10 protein-coding genes are annotated in these 16,212 nt (G+C 66.7%); 4 read left to right on the top strand and 6 right to left on the bottom strand.

Features of this window, described 5'->3' with window-relative positions:
- The first annotated feature begins 2 nt into the window (after nucleotides 1-2).
- Nucleotides 3-2,162, top strand: coding sequence for a S46 family peptidase (locus tag ACEN9G_RS14905; RefSeq protein ID WP_413337063.1), 2,160 nt, complete (start codon nucleotides 3-5; stop codon nucleotides 2,160-2,162).
- Here the strand turns inward: ACEN9G_RS14905 and ACEN9G_RS14900 are convergent, their stop codons facing one another.
- A complete protein-coding gene (locus tag ACEN9G_RS14900) occupies nucleotides 2,163-3,389 on the bottom strand; it encodes a pyridoxal-phosphate-dependent aminotransferase family protein (RefSeq protein WP_413337064.1) in 1,227 nt (408 codons plus the stop codon). It abuts the gene before it with no gap.
- A 160-nt stretch (nucleotides 3,390-3,549) separates the two neighbouring features.
- Here ACEN9G_RS14900 and ACEN9G_RS14895 point away from each other — a divergent pair, with 160 nt between their 5' ends.
- Nucleotides 3,550-4,650 (top strand): alpha/beta fold hydrolase, encoded by a 1,101-nt coding sequence (locus ACEN9G_RS14895; protein ID WP_413337065.1) that lies wholly within the window; start codon nucleotides 3,550-3,552, stop codon nucleotides 4,648-4,650.
- Between the two features lie 95 nt (nucleotides 4,651-4,745).
- Here ACEN9G_RS14895 and ACEN9G_RS14890 read toward each other — a convergent pair whose 3' ends face one another.
- Nucleotides 4,746-6,233 (bottom strand): APC family permease, encoded by a 1,488-nt coding sequence (locus ACEN9G_RS14890; protein ID WP_413337066.1) that lies wholly within the window; start codon nucleotides 6,231-6,233, stop codon nucleotides 4,746-4,748.
- A gap of 186 nt (nucleotides 6,234-6,419) precedes the next feature.
- Between ACEN9G_RS14890 and ACEN9G_RS14885 the strand changes: the two genes are divergently transcribed.
- Nucleotides 6,420-6,917, top strand: a complete 498-nt coding sequence (locus ACEN9G_RS14885; protein WP_413337067.1) for an RrF2 family transcriptional regulator — start codon at nucleotides 6,420-6,422, stop codon at nucleotides 6,915-6,917.
- Between the two features lie 85 nt (nucleotides 6,918-7,002).
- The gene (locus ACEN9G_RS14880) at nucleotides 7,003-8,196 is read left to right on the top strand and encodes a globin domain-containing protein (RefSeq protein WP_413337068.1); all 1,194 of its coding nucleotides are present in this window, start codon (nucleotides 7,003-7,005) and stop codon (nucleotides 8,194-8,196) included.
- Between the two features lie 29 nt (nucleotides 8,197-8,225).
- Here ACEN9G_RS14880 and ACEN9G_RS14875 read toward each other — a convergent pair whose 3' ends face one another.
- The 4 genes from ACEN9G_RS14875 to ACEN9G_RS14860 all read right to left on the bottom strand — a co-directional run bounded on the left by ACEN9G_RS14875 (nucleotide 8,226) and on the right by ACEN9G_RS14860 (nucleotide 16,148).
- On the bottom strand, nucleotides 8,226-9,092 hold the full coding sequence (locus ACEN9G_RS14875) for a head GIN domain-containing protein (RefSeq protein ID WP_413337069.1): 867 nt from the start codon (nucleotides 9,090-9,092) through the stop codon (nucleotides 8,226-8,228).
- Between the two features lie 119 nt (nucleotides 9,093-9,211).
- A complete protein-coding gene (locus tag ACEN9G_RS14870) occupies nucleotides 9,212-10,327 on the bottom strand; it encodes an NADH:flavin oxidoreductase/NADH oxidase (RefSeq protein WP_413337070.1) in 1,116 nt (371 codons plus the stop codon).
- Between the two features lie 61 nt (nucleotides 10,328-10,388).
- On the bottom strand, nucleotides 10,389-11,375 hold the full coding sequence (locus tag ACEN9G_RS14865; protein WP_413337071.1) for a succinylglutamate desuccinylase: 987 nt from the start codon (nucleotides 11,373-11,375) through the stop codon (nucleotides 10,389-10,391).
- Nucleotides 11,376-11,378: 3 nt separating this feature from the next.
- On the bottom strand, nucleotides 11,379-16,148 hold the full coding sequence (locus ACEN9G_RS14860) for an NAD-glutamate dehydrogenase domain-containing protein (protein WP_483126728.1): 4,770 nt from the start codon (nucleotides 16,146-16,148) through the stop codon (nucleotides 11,379-11,381).
- Nucleotides 16,149-16,212 lie beyond the last annotated feature (64 nt).

The following is a 16,212-nucleotide window of genomic DNA, read 5'->3' as shown; positions in this document are numbered from 1 at the left end:
CCATGAAACAGACCCTCATTGCGCTCGCGATTTTCGCCTCGTTTTCCGCAAAGGCCGACGAGGGCATGTGGATGCCGCAGCAGCTGCCGCAAATCGCGCAGCAACTCAAGACCGCCGGCCTCAAACTTGATCCGGCGGCTCTTACCAGGCTGACCGCGTTCCCGATGGGCGCCGTCGTGAGCCTGGGCGGCTGCTCGGCGTCGTTCGTGTCGCCGCAAGGCCTCGTGATCACGAACCACCACTGCGTGTACAACAGCGTGGCCGTGAACTCCACGCCGCAACGCGACCTGCTCGCCGACGGCTTCCTCGCGAAGACAATGGCGGAAGAACTGCCGGCCGCGCCGGGCAGCCGCGTGTTCGTCACGGAGGAAGTGGCAAACGTCAGCAGCCGCGTGATCACGCCGGACGTCGCGCAGCTGACGGGCAAGGCGCGCCTGGACGCGATGGAAAAGAACCAGAAAACACTCGTCGCCGAATGCGAGAAGGACGCCGGCTACCGCTGCACCGTCGCGAGCTTCTACGGCGGCCTCGAGTTCTACCGCATCAAGCAGCTCGAGATCCGCGACGTGCGCCTCGTGCACGCGCCCCCGGTAGGCATCGGCAAGTTCGGCGGCGATACCGATAACTGGATGTGGCCGCGCCACACGGGCGACTACGGCTTTTATCGCGCCTACGTCAGCAAGGATGGCAAGGCCGCGGACTACGCCAAGGACAACGTCCCGTACCGCCCGAAGCTGTGGCTGAAAATCGCGCAGGACGGCGTGAAGGAAGGCGATTTCGTCATGGCCCTCGGCTACCCGGGCCGCACGAACCGGCACCGCCTGCCGTCCGAAGTGGCGTTCACGTTCGACTGGAATTATCCGGCCTTCGTGAAGGCGTCGGGCGAAACGCTGGCCGTCATCGAGCGCGAGACGAAGAACGACCCGGCCGCGCGCCTGAAGTACGCGGGCCAGATCGCGAGCGTCAACAACTACTACAAGAACCGCAAGGGCATGATCGCCAGCTACGAAGGCAGCGACATCCTCGCGCGCAAGACGGCCGAGCACAATGCGCTGAAAGCCTGGGTCGCTGCGGACCCGCGGCGCAAGGCCGAATTCGGCGCGGACATCGAGGCGGTCGAAAAGCTGATCGCCCGGCGCGACGCCGACTCGCGGCGCGAATTCTTCCTCGGGTATTCGGTGCCGCGCTTCCTGAACTCGGCGCGCACCCTGTACCGCCTGGCCAACGAGCGCACGAAGCCGGACGTCGAACGCAAGTCCGGCTACCAGGAACGCGACCTGCCGCGCCTGACGTCCGTCATCGGCGGCCAGGACCGGACGTACGACGAAAAGGTCGACAAGGCCCTCGTGCTGAACTTCCTGAAGCAGTACAACGCGCAGCCGGCCGACCAGCACGACGCCGCGTTCGACAGTGGGCTGGGCATCAGGCCGGGCATGAGCGAAGCCGAATTGAAAACGGCGCTGGACCGCATCTACGCGGGCTCGCACCTGCAGGATAAGGAAGTACGCACGGCGTGGCTGACGAAGACCCCGCAGGAGTTCAGGGCCAGCAACGACAGCTTCATCAGGGCCGCCGTCGCGATGTACGACGCCGACATGAAGCGCGAGGCCGAAGAAGACGAACTGGCGGGGAGCATCCAGAAGACCTACGCCAGCTACATGAAGGCGAAGATCGCGTACATGAACAGCAAGGGCCGCGCCGTGTACCCGGACGCGAACAGCACCCTGCGGGTCACGTACGGCAACGTCAAGGGCCGCGACTACGGCGCCGATGGCACCGGCTCATGGACCGCGTTCACGACCGTGAAGGGCGTCGTCGCCAAGCACACGGGCGAAGGCGAGTTCAATGCACCGGCGCGCCAGCTGGCCGCGATCCGCGCGAAGGACTTCGGCCGCTGGGCCGATCCGAAGCTGAAGACGGTGCCCGTCGACTTCCTCGCCACGCTGGACATCACGGGCGGCAATTCGGGCTCCGCGGCATTGAACGCGCGCGGCGAGCTGGTGGGCCTCGCGTTCGACGGCACGCTCGATTCGATCATCTCCGACTGGGATTTCGATCCGCGCGCCACGCGCGACATCCAGGTCGACGTCCGCTACATCCTGTGGAACATGGAGAAGGTCGACCATGCGGACAACCTTCTCAAGGAGATGGGCGTGCTGTGATCAGTCGGCCTTGGAGCGCTGCAGCGAGTTCTCGAGTTCCGCCATGCCGGACGGCAGATCCACGGTCGCGCCCAGGTCGCGCATCGTGCTGCCCAGCGCGTGCACCGTGCGGAACAGGTGATGCGCGCGGCACTGCTCGCCCATCTGCCCGATCCTGACGATCGGCAGGCCGAAGGAGCCCGAGATCTCGACCTGGTAGCGGCTCGAGATCGTGGAGCAGACGGCCTGGTTGGTGATGCCCTCCGGCAGATTGATCCCGACCACCGAATTGAGCCGAGATTCCGCGGGCGCGAACAGGGACAGGCCCATCGCCTCGATGCTGTCCTGCAGCGCGGTCGAGCAGCGCAGGTGGCGGGCGAACCTGACCGGCAGCGTTTCTTCGCACACGAGGCGCAAGGCTTCGTGCAGCGCCAGCACGCCCGACACCGGCGCCGTGTAGTGGTACGACGCCTTGTGCCAGAAGTTCTCGGCCAGCAGGGCGTCCAGGCACCAGTGCGTATTCGGCGTGGGCCGTTCGCGGATCCGGCTCCACGCGGCGTCGGAGAACGCAAGCAGCGAGACACCGGGAATCGACGACAGCCCTTTCTGCCCGCCCGTGATCACGGCATCGACCTGCCAGTCGTCCATCTCGAACGGCGTCGTGCTGAGCGTGCACACGGCGTCGACGATGACGAGGCAGCCCCGCGCCTTCGCCAGCCGCGCGATGTTCTTCACGTCGTTGTTGAACGTGGTGTTGGACGTTTCGCCCTGGACGAGCGTCAGGCAATGGGGCCGGTGTTCGTCCAGCAGCGCTTCCAGCCTGTCCAGCGACATCGAGTGCGGGAAGATCTCGTTCATCGTGACGACGTCCGCCCCCGCGCGGCGGCTCATTTCCGCCATGCGGCCGCTGAAGAAACCGTTGCAGATCGAGAGCACGCGCGTACCGGGCCAGACCAGATTGCAGATCGCCATTTCCATCGCCGCCGATCCGGGACCGGCCACGCCCAGCACCCAGTTGGAACGGGTCTGGAAGACGTATCTCGCCATGTCCTTCACCTGGGTGATGATCTTCGCCATGGTCTCGCCCAGGTGGTTGATGACCAGCGAATTCGCGCGGGCCACCGCGCTGGGGATCGGCACCGGGCCGGCGCCCATCATCAGCAACGGGTCGTCCGGCAGGATGGCGCTGAGATGGTCGACGTGGGGCGGGAGGATGTCGTTGCGGGTTGGCTGGAGCTGTGTGTTCATGGTGGGTCTTCGTCGTGTTGGCAGTCGGACAAGTGTACCAAGTATTCCATCCGCGCCATCTGCATCTCATACCGCGCAATGCGCAATCCATGCCATCGGGCCTGCCGGCTCGGAGCGGATTCCTTACACTGCCTGCACATCACGCATAAGGAGAATTGGTATGAAGCGGATCTGGATCTGGGCACTGCTCGCCGTCGCATGCGCCCACGTGCACGCACAGGACGACAAAATACGGCAAGAGCGGGCGCAGGCATGGACGCAAGCCCGCGCCATCGTGGCGGACCTCGATAAAATCGTCGCGCCGCACGGCGTGCAGGAATCGTACAAGACGCGCATCGGCGGCATCGACCAGTGGCTCACCGTGCGCGGCCAGGAGCGCGACAACCCGATGATCCTGTTCGTGCACGGCGGCCCGGCGGCGCCCGTCACGCCGACCCTGTGGCAGTTCGAGCGCCCGCTCGAGGAATATTTCACCATCGCGAACTGGGACCAGCGCGGTGCCGGCAAGACCTATGGCGAGACCGATCCCGCGCAGGTCGCGGACACCATCCGTATCGACCGCTACGTCGACGACGCCATCGAGGTGGCCGAGCACCTGCGCCGGCGCTACGGCAAGCGGAAGCTGATCCTGATGGGCCACAGCTGGGGCACCATCGTGAGCATGAAGGCGGCGCTGAAGCGTCCGGACCTGTTTTATGCCTATGTCGGCATCGGCCAGGTGATCAGCGTGCGCGAGAACGAACGCATCAGCTTCGACTACGCGCTGGCACAGGCGAAACAGCACAAGAACGAGGAAGCGCTGCGCGATTTGCAGTCGATCGCGCCCTACCCCGGCAACCAGCCGATCACCCGCGAACGCATCATCGTCGCGCGCAAGTGGCCGCAGTACTACGGCGGATTGAGCGCCTACCGCAGCGAGTCGGCCTATTATTTCGACGGTCCGCGCCTGTCGCCGGAATACGATGCGCAGCAGGTCAAGGACATCGACCAGGGCAACCTGCTCACGCTGGGCCGCATTTTGCCGGAGTTCGTGCAGGTGGATTTCTCGAACGTGAAAAGCTTCCCGATCCCGGTGGTGATGTTCCTGGGCAGGCACGATTACACGACGCCGACAGCACCGACGGAGGCGTGGCTGAAGCAGGTGAAGGCGCCGTCGAAACAGGCGGTGTGGTTCGAGCGGTCGGCGCACATGGTGCCGTGGGAGGAGCCGGGGAAGACGCTCGTCAGCCTGCTGACGTTTGTGAGGCCGTTGGCGAAATGAACCGTCGCCCCCGCGCAGGCGGGGGCCCAATTTTGCGAGCGCCGTCGCGACGCGTCCACATCAGGTCCCTGCCTGCGCAGGGACGACGTTGGTGGCTAGTGCGTCAACTCCGCCTGCGCCGCATCCGTCTTGTTCAACCGGCTGTTCCGCATCCCATACCCGAAATACGTGAGAACGGCCACCGCCATCCAGATGGTGAACACCGTATAAGTCGTGCTGGACAACCCGCCGACGAGATACAGGCACGCGAGGATCGACAGCCCCGGCACGAGGTAAGGCCCGAATGGCACGCGAAAGCCCTTGCGGCCCGTCTCGCCCTGCTTGCGGCGGATGACCGGCACCGCGATCGACACGACCATGAACGCGACCAGCGTCCCCATGCTCACCATATCCCACAGGAAGGTGGAGTCGACGAGGCCCGCCACGGCGCCCACGACGATGCTGACGATCAGCGTGTTCGTCACCGGCGACTGCGTGCGCGGATTGACCTTGCGGAAGGCGTTCGGCACGAGGCCGTCCTTGGCGATGGCGTACAGGATGCGCGTCTGGCCGTAGATCGTCACCAGCGTCACCGAGAACACGGAGATGACGGCGCCGGCCGACAGCACGAGCGCCGGCCATGCCTTGCCGGTCACGTTCTGCAGGATCACGGCGAGGCCCGCTTCCTGGCCCGCGAACATCGACGCCGGCTGGGCGCCAAGGGCCGCGATCGCGACCAGCATGTAGAACACGGTGACGATGCCGAGGGCGGCCAGGATGCCGATCGGGACGTCGCGCGTCGGGTCCTTGACCTCCTCGCCGGCCGTGGCGATGGTGTCCAGGCCGATGAACGAAAAGAACACGGTGCCCGCGGCCGCCGTCACGCCGGCCAGGCCGCCGACGCCTTTGCCGTCCGCCGGCCAGACGAACGGGTGGAAGTTGTTGATGTCGAAGCCGGACAGCGCGATCGCGGAAAAGAACACGAGGATCGCCAGCTTGATCAGCACCATGATGGCGTTCGTCGTCGCCGATTCCTTGGTGCCGCGGATCAGCAGGACGCAGCACAGCACGACGAGCAGGATCGGCGGCAGGTTGATGTGCCCCGTGTGGAATTCGACGCCGCCGTTCTTGCCCGCGACGACCAGGGGCGAGCGCAGCGCGTCGGGGATCTGCCAGCCGAGCGCGTTCTGCAGGAAGTTGTTCAGGTAATCCGACCAGCCGATCGCGGTCGCGCTGGCGGCCAGGCCATATTCCAATAGCAGGCAGGCCGCGACGATGAACGCGGCGAACTCGCCCACGGTGGCGTAGGCGAACGAATACGAGGAGCCGGCGGCCGGCACGCGGTTGGCCAGTTCGGCATAGCACAGCGCGGTGAGGCCCGCGGTGACGGCGGCCATCAGGAACGACAGCACGACGGCCGGACCGGCCTTCGGCACCGCTTCCACCATCGTGAAGAAGATACCGGTGCCGATCGTGGCACCGACGCCGATCATCGTCAGGGGAAACAAGCCCAGCGAGCGGCCCAGGGCGTGGGCATGGCCGTCATCGAGCTTGTGCTCGGACGTCTTGGTACGAAAGAGCTTTTGGCCCAGTGTCTGGTTCACGTCGTCGTCCTCTTGGCGCGGGTAGCGCTGTTGTCTTATCCAAAGTCCGCGATTATAGGGCCAGTTCCCGGCACTGCTTTCACTGCGGGAAAAAAAATACTTCCGCTAAACATGCATTTTTAATGCAGATTTAGGTAGAATACGCACATGGAGTTAGAATACGCTCGTAACCACTGAGCTGATCCGATGCGACTCACCCGATTCTCCGATATTGGCCTGCGTGTCCTGATCTATCTGGAACGCGCGGGAGAACGTCCGCATCCGGTAACGGTGGCCGAGATCGGCAAGCAATTCGACATCCCGCTGAACCACCTGGTCAAAGTGGTCGGGCAACTGGCCAAGCTGGGCTGGGTGCAGGCGACCCGCGGACGCAACGGCGGCCTGCGCCTCGCCGCCGATCCCGCCACCCTGACGATCGGCCAGGTACTGCGCAAGCTGGAAGGCGAAGACGACGAGCTGGTCGACTGCGACGGCACGGACTGCGCGCTGAAGATGGATTGCCAGCTGCGCGGCATGCTGCGCGCCGGCATGCGGGCGTTCTACGACGCGATGGACCGCTACACGCTGGCCCACGCGACCGCCGGCGGCACGGGCGAACAGGTGGTGCGCATGCATCGCATGTTCTGGGATAGCGCAGCGGCGAAAACCGCCGTGGCCCTGCCCGAGCCGGTGAGTGAGGATTAACTTCAATATTGATGGCAAGCCCGCTGTGCGGGCCTTTTTTTGAATCTTAAATCTGCATCTTAAATGCATAATTAAAGGAACCACCATGATTTCGGAAGCTTCCCGCCCCTACATCGATGCCAGCGTCCCCGTCCTGCGCCAGCACGGCCTGACGATCACCAAGCTGTTCTACACGAACATGCTGGGCGCGCATCCTGAACTGACCCGCATTTTCAACATGGGGAACCAGGCCAGTGGGGCGCAGCAGCAGTCGCTGGCATCGGCGGTGTTCGCGTACGCGGCCAACATCGGCAACCCGGGCGCGCTGGGTCCCGTCGTCGAGCGCATCGTGCACAAGCACGTGTCGGTCGGCATCCGCGCCGAGCACTACCCGATCGTCGGCAAGCACCTGCTGGAATCCATCGCGGCCACGCTGGGCGACGCCGCCACGGAACCGCTGCTGAACGCGTGGAAGGAAGCCTACAACTCGCTCGCCAAACTGCTGATCGAAGCGGAAGCGAACCTGTACAGCACGGCCGGCATCCAGCCGGGCGACACCCGTCCGATGCGCGTCGTGGAAGTCAAGACGGAATCCGTCAACGTGCTGTCGATCCGCTTCGTCCCCGCCGACGGCAAACCGGTCCCCGCGTTCAAGCCGGGCCAGTACGTCAGCGTCGCGGTCGACCTGCCGGGCGGCCGTCACCAGCTGCGCCAGTACAGCCTGTCGGATGCGCCGAATGGTGAAGACCTGCGCATCTCGGTGAAGCGCGAAGACGGCGTGGACGATACGCCGGCCGGTGAAGTGTCGAACTGGCTGCACGCCAACGTGAAGGTCGGCGCCACGCTGCAGGTGTCGCACCCGTTCGGCGAGTTCCTGCCGGAGACGGAAGGCGACGCGCCGCTCGTGCTGCTGTCGGCTGGCGTCGGCATTACGCCGATGGTGTCCGCCCTGAAGCGCGTGACGCAGGTGAATCCGCAGCGCCGCGTGATCTTCGCGCACGCCGCACGCGACGCCGGCCACCACGCGCTGCGCGCGGAAGTCGAAGGCCTGGTGTCCGTGATGCCGAACCTGTCCGTCGTGACCTTCCACGAGGACGCACAAGGTGCGGCCGGCGTGATCGAAGGCCGCATGGACGTGGCGAAGCTGCCGGCATGGCCGCACGACGAGGCGTCGGTCTACCTGTGCGGCCCGCACAAGTTCATGCAGGCCCAGTGGCTCGGTCTCCTGAATGCGGGCGTGCCGGCCGGCCGCCTGTACCGCGAGGTGTTCGGTCCGGAGCTGCTCGACCACCTGCTGTAATCGAAACGCCGGCCTTCGCGCCGGCGTTTTTAATTCACGACCTGGACGAGCTTCCCGCTCACGGTCCGCTGCGACGGATTGCCGTACACGCGGATGCCGCCGGAGCCGCTATTCTGCGCGACGAGCGACTGCCGCACGTTCGCGGTCATGCCGCCCGATCCCGTCGACGACAGGTCCGCCTGCTCGCTGACGAGGTCCGCCAGGTCCAGGTGGCCGGAGCCGTTCGAGCGCGCCGCCAGGTGGCGCACCGCACCCGTCACGCGCAGCTGGCCGGAGCCGTTCAGGTTCGCCGTCAGGCGCTCGCCCTGCATGCGGCCCGCGACGATGCGGCCGGAACCCGTCAAGGTCAGGTTGCCGCCGCTGCTCTGCAACGTCGTCGCGTCGATGCTGCCCGAACCGTTCTGCACCACGTCCAGGCTGGCCACGCGGCCCGTCAGCAGCACGGAACCCGATCCCTGCGCTTCCACGACCAGCGGTCCGCCGTTCAGCTCTTGCACGGACAGGTGGCCGGAGCCGTTGTGGCGGACGTTCGTCAGGCGCGGCACGGTATAGGTCACGCGCACGGGATTGTTGGTGCGGAACGAGCGCTCCTTCTCGATGACGAGCCGGTCGCCGCGCAGCTCCGTGCGGATGAACGGCAGCAGGTTGCTGTCCGCCTCCACGACCAGCGACGTCGCCGGGCCCACGCGCACGTCGACGGTGATCGTGCCGTTCACTTCCAGCGCCGGCACGGTGGCGATCGTGCGCTCGTCGCGCGCGGGCACGCCGTTGCCTTCGATGGAATCGCTGGAGAATGGCGTGCGGACCTGGTAGTCGCCATCGCCGCCCGGTGCGACGATGATGGCGCAGCCGCCGAGGATGGCGCAGGCGAGAGCGATGGCGAACGGAGTACGCATGGTGGATGGCCTTGTTGTTATTGACCATGCCACTGTAGCAAGGGCTTGCAGGGCCGTCCGCCTGCGTGCGACGGACGGCGTAAAACGCGGAACGAACGGAGGAAAACCAGCGACGACCGTCAGCGCTGGCCCAGGCGCGTATCGCCGAACAGATGCTTGTACTCGTGCGGCTGCGAGCGCCAGTACTGCGGCGGCGCGCTGACCGTCGCCCCCAATTCCGCGGCCGCATGCCACGGCCAGCGCGGGTCGTACAGCATCGCGCGCGCCAGCGCCACCATGTCGGCCTGGCCCGTCTGCACGATGGTCTCGGCCTGCTTCGCCTCCGTGATCAGGCCCACGCCGATGGTCGGCATGGGAGTGTTCGCCTTGATGCGCGCGGCGAACTCGATCTGGTAGCCCGGACCGACGGGGATCTTCTGGTGCGGCGACAGCCCGCCGCTCGACACGTGGATGAACTGGCAGCCGAGCCGCTCCAGTTCCTGCGTCAGCACGAGGCTCTGTTCCAGGTCCCAGCCGCCCTCGACCCAGTCGCTGGCCGAGATGCGCATGCCGACCACCATCTCGGGCGACACGGCCGCGCGCACGGCCTGGAACACTTCGAGCGGAAAGCGCATGCGGTTTTCCAGCGAGCCGCCATATTGATCGTCGCGCTGGTTCGACAGCGGCGACAGGAACTGGTGCAGCAGATAGCCATGGGCGCCGTGCAGTTCGATGGCGTCCAGGCCCAGCGCATCGGCGCGGCGCGCGGCAGCGACGAAGCCGTCCTTCACGCGCTGCAGGCCGGCGGCATCGAGCGCCAGCGGCACGGTCTCGCCCTCCGCGTGCGGGATCGCGGACGGCGCCACGGTCTGCCAGCCGTGGGAGTCCCCCACCGGAAGATTCGCGCCGCCGTGCCACGGCACCTCGCTCGACGCCTTGCGGCCCGCGTGCGCGAGCTGGATGGCGATCTTGATCGGTGCATGCTTGCGCATCGCATTGACGACGGGCTCCAGCGCGGCCGCATGCTCGTCGGTCCAGAGGCCCAGGTCGGCATAGGTGATGCGCCCTTCCTCCGTCACGGCGGTCGCTTCGATGATGAGAAGTCCCGCGCCGGACAGTGCGAGGTGGCCGAGGTGGATCATGTGCCAGTCGGTGGCGTAGCCCCGGTCGGCGGAGTATTGGCACATCGGCGCGATGGCGATCCGGTTGGCCAGCTCCAGCGGGCCGAGCTTGATCGGAGAAAACAGCTTGCTCATGGGTGAGACTCCCCTTTGCATTTCAAAGAGCCAGTCTAGCGCGCATGGCGCAAACGCGCTTTCAACCGGCGCGCACCACCATGATCCCCGCACGCAACCCCACGCGCACATCGGGATTCGGAAACACGACACACTCTTCGTCGTGCTGAACGGTATAAACAGTATCGCCGTCGCGCGCGATCACTTCCCCCTTTTTCAATGGCGTGAAGTTTTCGGTATCGCGTCCGAAGCTCATCGTGAACGCATCGGACAGCTTGGTGATCGACTGGGCCGTGTTGAACACGACGGGCTCGTTGCCGCCCTCCTGCGCTTGCCCGCGCAGCAGGCCATGCAGGGCCGAGGCCATCGCCGCGAACTGCGACAGGTCGTTCTGCCCCAGCGTGCCGATGCGTCCCAGTTCGACGGTGGTGCCCGCGGCGCCGTGCCGCTCGGCCGTCCAGTAACTGTACGTGCCCGCGGACGCGGGGTTCATGATGACGGCCTCGATGCCGCCGAGGCCGAGCCACGCGATCAGCGCGCGGCGGGGAGTCTCCGCGATCAACTCCGGCACGATCGCGAAGCGCGGATAACGCGAGCCGCGGATCGCCGTGTGCAGGTCGAGATGCCAGCGGCGCGGGCCGCTGCCCTCGAAGAATGCGGCCGTCGCCGCGATCAGCGTGTCCGCGCGGCCGGCTTCGAAGGTGCCGGCCAGGTCGCCGCGCTGGTCGCGGAACATGCGGTTCAGGTCCGCGTCGATGAAGCGCTTGCCGGCCGCGATGGCGTCGATGTTCCCGACGCACAGCATCAGGTCCACCGCGAGCTCGCCGGGCGTGCGCGACAGGGCCTCGATGGCGTAGGCCACCATCTCGATCGGCCCTGTCTCGTCGCCGTGCACGCCCACCGACAGCAGCACGGCGGGCCGCTCTGCCGACGGCGTCGCGGCCTTCACGGTCAGCACGCCCTTCGCGGGCTGGCCGACCGTGAAGCCGGCTTGCGCGAAGCGGGCGGCTACCTCGCCGAAGTCGCCTTCGGCCAGTGCCCGGATTTCCTTCGGTAAGGTGGCCGCCATCGCTTACGCCACGTTCGCGACGGTGGTGGCGACGGTCGTCGCCGCGGTGCCGGATGCGATGCGGTCCGGGCTCGAACCTTCCGACAGCGACCACACGGCCAGCATCGCCTGCTCCAGGTCCGTCGGCTGGACGTAGCCGGCCGACAGGCCCATCGCCGCGGTCAGCTCGCGCACGGCCGACTGCATGTCGCCGCTGGTGCGGCTCGCCGCCAGCACTTCCGTCAGCAGGCGTTGCTGCGTGCGGCGCAGGGCTTGCAGCGCGTAGTTGCGCAGCTGTTCCTGCGACTTGCTCGTGGCCGGCAGCTTGAGGCCGCGTTCCAGCGTGTCGATGCCCGCCTGCTCGCGCAGCAACATGCCGACGCGCAGGAACTCGGCCAGCGACATGCCTTGCGGACGCTGGATGGAGACGGCCGCGAACAGGAACGTCGCCAGCGATTCGACCGTGTCGACGGCCTTCCACGCCTGCACGAACGACGACGACAGGCCGGCGTGGCTGTCCGCCTCCGACTTCGCCGGCATCAGCTGGCGCAGTTGTTCCGGCTGGGCGAACAGGTTCGACAGCTCTTCCATGCCGCCGGCACCGGCCTGCTCCGCCGGCAGCGACAGCACGCCTTCGATCACGGTGCGCAGCATCACGCGGGTACGCGCGTCGACGGTCTGCGACACGTCGCGCGGCACGACCAGCGCGTCATGGTCCAGCGCCTCGAACACGGGCGCCAGGTGCAGCGCGGCCCACGCCTGGCCCCACGACTTGACGACTTCGGCGTCGTCGATGCGGTGTTCCAGCGCCAGGTCGCGCAGCATCAGCGGGCCGCAGCGGTTGACGGATTCGTTGGCCAGCACGGTCGCGAGGATCGCGTTGGCCAGCGGGTGCGCCAGCGGATCGCGCGTGGCGACCAGCTGCGCCGGGAAGTACGGGCGCAGGATGGTCTCGGCCCACGGCTGTTCCGTCAGCGGCAGCGCGGCCAGGGTGCGCTTGAAGCGGTTCTTGACGTTGGCGACGACGACGGCCAGTTCCGGCGTCGTGAGACCCAGGCCCAGGGCCTTGCGGCGCTGCAGTTCCGTCTCGCCCGGCAGTTGTTCCAGCTCGCGCGACACGGCGCCTTCCGCCTCCAGGCTCGCGATCAGCGCGGCGTAGCCGTCGACGACGGCGCTGTTCGATTGCGCCTGCGCCTCGCGCACCAGCAGGTGCGTCTGCAGCGTGTTGTCGCGCAGGACCAGCTTCTCGATATCGCCCGTCATCTCGGTCAGCAGGCGGTTGCGCTCGCCCTCGTCCAGCTGGCCCGCGTTGACTTCGGTGTCGAGCCAGATCTTGACGTTGACTTCGTGGTCGGAGCAGTCCACGCCGGCCGAGTTGTCGATCGCATCCGTGAAGATGCGGCCGCCGGCCAGCGCGAATTCGATACGGCCGGCCTGCGTGGCGCCCAGGTTGCCGCCTTCCGCGACAACCTTCACGCGCAGCTCGTTGCCGTTGACGCGGATGTTGTCGTTGGCGCGGTCCTTCACTTGCGCGTGGGTCTCGGTGGACGCCTTGATGTAGGTGCCGATGCCGCCGTTGTAGAACAGGTCGACCGGCGCCAGCAGGATGCGGTGCATCAGTTCTTCCGGCGTGAGCGACGTCTCTTCGATGGCCAGCGCTTCGCGCACCTGCGGCGACAGCTCGATGTGACGGGCGGTACGGGGGAACACGCCGCCGCCTTCCGAGATCAGTTCCTTGTCGTAGTCGTCCCACGAGGAACGCGGCAGCGCGAACATGCGCTTGCGCTCATTGAACGACACGACGACGTCCGGATTCGGGTCGAGGAAGATGTGGCGGTGGTCGAACGCGGCCAGCACTTTCAGCTGGCGCGACAGCAGCACGCCGTTGCCGAACACGTCGCCCGACATGTCGCCCACGCCGACCATCGTCACCGGGGTCGTGTTCATGTCGTGGCCCATCTCGTAGAAGTGGCGTTTTACCGCTTCGAACGCGCCCTTCGCGGTGATGCCCATCTTCTTGTGGTCGTAGCCGTTCGAGCCGCCGGACGCGAACGCGTCGCCCAGCCAGAAGCCGCGCGAGACGGCGATGCTGTTGGCGATGTCGGAGAACGTCGCCGTGCCCTTGTCGGCGGCGACCACGAGGTACGGGTCGTCCTGGTCATAGCGCACCGTGTCGGCCGGCGGAACGATCTCGCCGCGCACGCGGTTGTCCGTCACTTCCAGCAGGCTCGCGATGAACAGGCGGTAGACGGCTTCGCCTTCGGCCGCGACGACGTCACGCGCCGCATCCTTCGGCATCTGCTTGCAGACGAAACCGCCCTTCGAGCCGGCCGGCACGATGACGGCGTTCTTGACCATCTGCGCCTTCACGAGGCCCAGCACTTCGGTGCGGTAGTCTTCCATGCGATCGGACCAGCGCAGGCCGCCGCGGGCGACCGGGCCGCCGCGCAGGTGCAGGCCTTCGAAGCGGCGCGAGAACACATAGATCTCGCGGAACGGGCGCGGTTCCGGCACGAGCGCCAGGTGGCTCGTGTCGAGCTTGAAGATGATCTTCTCGCCGCGATTTTCCTTCGTTCCTTGATAGTAATTGGTGCGCACGGTCGCCATCACGAGATCGACCAGCGCGGCCATGATTTCCTCGGTGTCGGCGTGGTTGACCTTGGCCAGGCCCGCCTTCAGCGCGACCAGTTTCGCATCGCCCTCGGCGCGCTCCTCGGCGCTGCGTTTCGGGTCGAAGCGCAGTTCGAAGCCTTCGACCAGTTCCTTGACGAGGTTCGCGCGCGGGCGCAGCGTCTCGGCCATGTAGCGGGTCGAGAACTTGCTGCCGGCCTGGCGCCAGTAGCTGATGTACGCGCGCACGAGCTGCACTTCGCGCATCGCCAGGCCGCCTTCGATGGTGAGGCCGTTCAGGCGGCCGTCTTCCGCTTCGTCGTTGAACAGCGCGGCGAACAGTTCGCCGGCCACTTCCGCGACGCCCGGCTTGGCCAGCTTGGCGGCCGAATCCGCGTCGACGATCAGGCCCGTGATGTAGCGGCGGGTACCGTCGGCCGTATCGATCCAGAAGCTTTGTTCGCGGTCGATGGCGACGCCGGCGTTCTGCAGCGCCGGCAGGATGCGCGACAGCGACGGCATCGTGTTCGTCGAGTACAGGCGCAGCGACGTGATGCCCGCTTCATCCGTCTCGATGCGGACCGAGACGTGGCCCTGCTGGCCGTTCGCGATGATCGCGCTCACGTCGCGGAAGGCGATTTCCGGTGCCGTCGCGGCCACGTAGTTCACGGGCAGCGTCGGCAGGATCTTGCGCAGCGCGTTGCGGGTCGGGACGTCTTCGACGGTGTCGGTCAGCGCCGTGTAGCGGTCATGCCAGCCGTCCAGCACGGACAGCAGCGGTTTCTGGATGTCGGATTCCAGGTCGAGCGGATAGCGCGCGGCCTGGGCGATCAGGTAGACGCGGGCCAGCGGGCCGTCCGCGACGAGCGTCTGCGTGCGCACGTCGACGGCGCCCGAGCTTTCCTTCAGCGCCTGCGCCAGCCCGGCGACGACGGCGGCGCTGTAGCGTTCGCGCGGCAAATAGACCAGGACGTTCAGGTGGCGTTGATAGACGTCGCGGCGTGCAAACACTTTCGCGCGCGGCTGCTTGTACAGCGAGACGACGGAGCTGCACACCTGGGCGAGCCAGTCCGGATCCGCTTCCAGCGCTTCCGTGCGCGGCAGCGACTCCAGGATCTCGAGGAATTTCTCGGCGCGGAAGCCTTCCTGGCGCACGCCGGCGATGGACAGCACTTTCGCCACGCGGCCGCGCGCGAACGGCAGGCGCGCCAGCGGGGTCGACGTGGCGGCGCGGGTGAACAGGCCGACGAAGCAGTGTTCGCCGATCGTGTTGCCCTGCGTGTCGGTGTCGCGCACGCCGATGAAGTCCAGCGGCTGGTCGCGGTGCAAGGTGCCGGCCACGTCGGCCTTCACGATCGACAGCGTCTCGTCGCGCTTGGACAGGATCTCGAAGTCGCCCGGGATGTTCTGCAGGCAGGTGCCGTAGACGGGGTGCGACGTATCCTGCAGCACGCCGATGCGGCTCGGGATGTCGCGTTCGAGTTCGCGCACGCCCGGCTTCACGAAGTAGTAGGCGTAGCCGAACGGCTCGAAGCCTTCGTTCTTGGCCCAGTCGAGGAACGCGGCCACTTCCTGGCCGGACGGCGTACCTTGTGCGGCGGCGGCGGCGGCAACGGCGGTCATGCGGTCGGCCATGGCGACGGCGTCGCGGTGCACGATGGCGGCGTCGCGCGCGACCATCTGGATGCGCTCGATGAGTTGGGAGAGTTCGTCCTGCGGCAGGTCTTCCGCCAGCAGGCACAGGACATACGATTCCAGCGGCGCGCCCGCTTCGCCGACGGCGACCACGCGGCCGGCTTCGTCGCGGCGCACGGGCAGCACCGTATTCAGCACGCCCGACGCGACGACGCGCTGGCGGCGCAGCGCCATCACGAACGAGTCGACGAGGTAGGGCATGTCCTCGTTCAGGATCAGCAAGGCGGTCGACATGCCGCAGCGGCCGTCCGTATAGCGATTCTCCGCGATCTGGCAGCCGTCGGTCGTGCGCTGCGCCACCTGGGCGAAAGCATCCCACAGGATGGCGGCGAGGTTGCGGGGATCGATGCCGGCGAGGTCGTCCTCGTCCAGGGCGCCGATCCAGGCGCCGATCAGCGCGCCCACTTGTTCCGAAGCGCCCACCGGCTTGTTCTCGTTAACCAGCGCGAGGGTTTGCGTGCGCAGATCGTGAGGCATGTCTTTGTTCATGTTTAGCTTCTCCAAAAGCTGGTTGTTGCGCCGGGTTCGGCGCGGCTTGTGGCCACATGTTCCC

Source organism: Massilia sp. Masssp94 (genome assembly GCF_059491305.1).
Note: the sequence above shows the minus strand (reverse complement) of the source record. Positions and strands in the feature narration are given on the sequence as shown.

Bases quoted from the DNA above. Each gene is read 5' to 3' on its own strand.
- ACEN9G_RS14905 (WP_413337063.1), top strand. From the start codon at position 3: ATGAAACAGACCCTCATTGCGCTCGCGATTTTCGCCTCGTTTTCCGCA.
- ACEN9G_RS14900 (WP_413337064.1), bottom strand. From the start codon at position 3,389: ATGAACACACAGCTCCAGCCAACCCGCAACGACATCCTCCCGCCCCAC.
- ACEN9G_RS14895 (WP_413337065.1), top strand. From the start codon at position 3,550: ATGAAGCGGATCTGGATCTGGGCACTGCTCGCCGTCGCATGCGCCCAC.
- ACEN9G_RS14885 (WP_413337067.1), top strand. From the start codon at position 6,420: ATGCGACTCACCCGATTCTCCGATATTGGCCTGCGTGTCCTGATCTAT.
- ACEN9G_RS14880 (WP_413337068.1), top strand. From the start codon at position 7,003: ATGATTTCGGAAGCTTCCCGCCCCTACATCGATGCCAGCGTCCCCGTC.
- ACEN9G_RS14875 (WP_413337069.1), bottom strand. From the start codon at position 9,092: ATGCGTACTCCGTTCGCCATCGCTCTCGCCTGCGCCATCCTCGGCGGC.
- ACEN9G_RS14870 (WP_413337070.1), bottom strand. From the start codon at position 10,327: ATGAGCAAGCTGTTTTCTCCGATCAAGCTCGGCCCGCTGGAGCTGGCC.
- ACEN9G_RS14865 (WP_413337071.1), bottom strand. From the start codon at position 11,375: ATGGCGGCCACCTTACCGAAGGAAATCCGGGCACTGGCCGAAGGCGAC.
- ACEN9G_RS14860 (WP_483126728.1), bottom strand. From the start codon at position 16,148: ATGAACAAAGACATGCCTCACGATCTGCGCACGCAAACCCTCGCGCTG.